Raw genomic sequence first — 4,055 nt, forward strand, 5'->3', positions numbered from 1 at the left:
CGCGCGGCGGACCGGAACCGCTGCTGACGGCCGCGGCCGCCGCCCGCCGCGCCCCGCGCATCGGCTTGATCGCCGAGATCTCGCCGTGGAGCCAGCCACCGTTCCTCACCGCCCGCGCCCTCAACACCCTCGACGCGCTGACCCGGGGCCGCGCCGGATGGTTCGTCACCGCCGAGGACACCGGCGCGGTGTGCGCCGACGACTCCGGCCGCTGGAATCCCGCCGGAACAGGGCCGAGGGAGCGCGAGGAGGCCCTGGCCGACTATCTCGCCGCCACCGCCGCGCTGTGGAACTCCTGGGAGCCGCACGCCATCGTCGCCGACGTGCCCTCCGGCCGCTACGTCGACGCCGATTGCGTGCACGTGCCCGGCTACCGCGGCCCCTACTACGCCACCCGCGGCCCGCTCAACGCCCCGCGTCCGCCCCAGGGCAGCCCGGTGCGGGTCGCCGATTTCGCCGCCGCGGCGGAGCCGATCCGGGGGACGGGCTGCGCCGCACCCGGCACCGCCGCCTCCGACACCGCCGACGTGCTGCTGGTCGCCGACGAGTCCGAGGTGGCCGCCGCCGCGGCGACCGCGTCCCACGTCCTGCTGCGGGTCGGCCCCGAGCGGGCGCTCGACCCGCCGCCCACCGGCGCCGACGGCTATGCCTTCCACGGCATCGGTCCCGGCGCGCTGTTCGGCCGGGTCCTGCACGAGGTGCTGCCAGCGGCGGCCGCCGCCCGTGACGGCCTGCTGCGCGACCGGCTCGGCCTGCCCGCAGGCGATTTCGACTACGTGCCCTGCGAGGCAGGAACAGAGGTGCCGCTGTGAACACCCCGATGACCCTCGGCTGGTTCGTCAACTACATGCCGACCGGCTGGAACCGTCCCTGGTCCGGGCCGGACCCGCGGGCATGGACCGACGGCACGTTCTACGTCGACATGGCCCGCGCGCTCGAGCGCAGCGGCATCGACTTCATCATGCTCGAGGATTCCAGCGTGGTGCCGGAGAACTTCGGCGGCGACATGGTCGCCGAGTTCAAGGCCACCGTGAAGGCCCCCAAGCACGATCCGCTGCCGCTGGCCGCCGCCATCTCCCAGGCCACCGAACGGCTCGGCATCGTCACCACCATGAGCACCAGTCTCTACCCGCCGGACCGGCTGGCCAGGATGCAGGCCACCCTCGACGAACTGAGCGGCGGCCGCTCCGGCTGGAACATCGTCACCTCCTTCGAGGATCTGGCCGCCCAGAACGTCGGGCTGGAGAAACTGTGGGAGCACGACGAGCGCTACCGGCGCGCGGACGAATACCTGCGCGCCACCAGCGCGTTGTGGTCCGGCGAGGGCGAGGTGTCCTTCGACGGCGAGTACTACCGGCTGCGCGGACCGGCCGCCCCGCTGACCGCCGCCGACCGGCCGGTGCTCTGCCAGGCGGGCGGCTCGCCGGCGGGCATGGACTTCGCCGCCGAATGGGCCGACCTGATCGTCGCGGTGCCGGTGGGGCCCGCGGCGATGAAGGCCTACCGGGACGGCATCCGCGAGCGCATCGAACGCGCGGGCGGCGACCCCGACCGCTGCCGGGTGCTGTACATGGTCACCCCGATCCTCGGCGAGACCGACGCCGAGGCCCGCGCCAAACGCGACCGCATGTACTCACCCGACAGCGACAACTTCCTGCGCCGGATCGTGCAGTTGTCCAACATCTCCGAGATCGACTTCGCCCGGTTCGACCTGGACGGCCCGGTCCCCGCCGACGCCACCACCAACGGCGCGCAGAGCATCCTCGACACCATGAAGCGCCTGACCGCGAACTCCTCGCTGCGCGAAGTGCTCGGCAGCACCGGCGAATCCACCTCGCTCGAACTCGTCGGGACCCCAGCGACGGTCGCCGACCGGATGATCGAGGCCATGGACCACGTCGGCGGCGACGGCTTCCTGCTGTTCCACGGGGGCGGCGGCATCATCACCCGGCACTATCTCGACGAGGTGCTCGACGGCCTCGTGCCCGAGCTCCACCGTCGCGGGGCCGCCCGGACGATGGACGAGCCGGGCGCCTTCCGGCAGCGCACGGCGGATCGCGGGCACGCGCCGCCCGGCGTCCCCCGGGATGTCGGACCCGGTGCCTAGACTCGCGCCCATGCCGTTGAGCCGAGAAGAGCGCGAGCAGTTCCTGTCCCAGCCGCATGTCGCGGCGCTGTCGGTGGCGGTGCCGGGCCGCGGCCCGCTCGTGGTGCCGATCTGGTACCAGTACCGGCCAGGCGGGCTGCCGTGGGTGCTGACCGGTCCCGACTCCACCAAGATGCGCCACATCCGGGAGGCGGGCCGGTTCTCGCTGATGGTGCACCAGGAGTCGCCTGCGGTGCGTTATGTCAGCGTGGAGGGCCCGCTCGCCGAGGTCACCCCCGTGACCGACGCCCAGCACCTGGAGATGGTGGCCCGCTATCTGCCGCCGGAGAAGGTCGAGCCCTACCTGCGGATGGCCGAGGGCTTCGGCCCGCAGGTGGTGGTGTCCATGCGACCGGAGCACTGGCTGTCGGCCGATCTCGGTCAGTTGTAAGGCGGTCGGTGTCCGCTCGGCAGGTCGCCTTTCTCGCGGCGGGCCTGATCGCGCTGCACCTCGCGGTCCGCTCCTGGCTGGCCTGGACCGGCGGCTTCTACTGGGACGATCTGATCCTGATCGGCCGTTCCGGGCAGTGGCCGCTGCTGTCGCGCGAACTGCTGCTCTACGACCACGACGGCCACTTCATGCCGGGGGCGTTCGCGCTGGCCTGGTTCGCCACCCACTTCGCGCCGCTGAACTGGGCGGTGCCCGCCCTCACCCTCGTCCTCGGGCAGGCGCTCGCCGCGGCGGCGGTGCTGCGGGTGCTGTACCTGATGCTCGGCATGCGGCCGATCCTGGTGCCGCCCTTGGCGTTCTACCTGTTCGTACCGCTGACGCTGCCGTCGTTCGCGTGGTGGTCGGCCGGACTGAACTCGCTGCCATTGCAGATCGGGCTCGCCTGGGTCACCGGCGACGCGATCATGCTGTGCCGCACCGGATGCCGCCGTTACGCGGTGACCGGCACGCTGGTCGCGGCCCTCGCGCTGGCCTGTTTCGAGAAGGCGGTGCTGGTGGCCCCGGTGGCCTGCGCGCTCGTGGCCCTGCTGTACCGGGTCGACGGCGACGCCCGGCCGTTGCGCACCGCCGTGGCGCGCGGGCGGGCGCTGTGGCTGCCGCTCGCCGCGGTCACGGCGCTGTGGGCGGTGGCCTACTGCTCGGTGACCGAGACGCGCCCGTCGGTCCCGTCGTTCGCCGAGGCCGCCGAACTCGCCCACCGGGCCACCTCGCTCGGCGTGGCGCCCGCCCTCGTCGGCGGCCCGCTGGTGTGGGAGCGCTGGCCGCCCGCCCCGCCGTGGGCGACCCCGCCCGTCGCCCTGATCGTCCTCGGCTGGATCGTCGCCGCCGCCGCGGTGGTGTGGTCCCTGCGCGCCCGGCGGCGCACCGGGGCGGTGTGGTTGCTGCTGCTCGGTTACCTCGCGCTGTCGGAAGCCTCGATGATCGTGGTGCGCACCGGCCCCGACACCGCCGCCGAACTGGCGCAGACCCTGCGCTATGTCGCCGACAGCGCGGTCGTGCTCACCCTCGGGTGGGCGGTGATCGCCCGCGCCCCGCGCCGGGAGCCTCCGCGTCGCGCTGCCTCACATCGGCTTCGGGCGGCGGCCGCGGCCGGGGTCGCGGCGTTCGTCGTGTGCAGCCTGGTCTCCACGGCGACCTTCGCGCAGCGTTGGCGCGAGGACCCGACTCCGGCCTATCTCGCCACCGCGCGTGCCTCGCTCGCCGCCCACCGGGACGCCCCGATCCTCGACCATCCGGTGGCCGTCCACATCCTGCTGCCGGTCGCCCATCCGCACAATCTGGCGAGCCACGTGTTCGGGCCGCGGGGCGGGGGGCCCCCGGGGGCGCGCCCCCCCCCCCGGGGGGGGGGGGGGGGGCGCGGGGGGGGGGGGGCTGGGGCGCGGGCCGGGGCGGCGGAGGGCCGGCGGGGGCGGGCGCGGAGGCGCGCGGGCCCCCCCCCCAAAGAACGCGGGGGGGGGG

At 74.3% G+C, this 4,055-nt stretch carries 4 protein-coding genes; all 4 read left to right on the forward strand.

The annotated features are described in order from the left end of the window. Positions 1–812 (forward strand): LLM class flavin-dependent oxidoreductase (locus QH283_RS23130; protein ID WP_280505045.1); only part of this gene is annotated, 812 nt, incomplete at its 5' end. Then, positions 809–2,107 carry an LLM class flavin-dependent oxidoreductase gene (locus QH283_RS23135; protein WP_280505046.1) on the forward strand — a complete coding sequence of 433 codons (1,299 nt, stop codon included), beginning with the start codon at positions 809–811 and terminating at the stop codon, positions 2,105–2,107. The genes QH283_RS23130 and QH283_RS23135, both read left to right, overlap by 4 nt. A gap of 10 nt (positions 2,108–2,117) precedes the next feature. Next, the gene (locus QH283_RS23140; protein ID WP_280505047.1) at positions 2,118–2,537 is read left to right on the forward strand and encodes a pyridoxamine 5'-phosphate oxidase family protein; all 420 of its coding nucleotides are present in this window, start codon (positions 2,118–2,120) and stop codon (positions 2,535–2,537) included. Between the two features lie 8 nt (positions 2,538–2,545). Next, a partial coding sequence (locus QH283_RS23145; RefSeq protein ID WP_280505048.1) for a hypothetical protein occupies positions 2,546–4,055 on the forward strand: 1,510 nt, incomplete at its 3' end.

Source organism: Nocardia farcinica (genome assembly GCF_029867845.1).
GTDB lineage: Bacteria > Actinomycetota > Actinomycetes > Mycobacteriales > Mycobacteriaceae > Nocardia > Nocardia farcinica_A.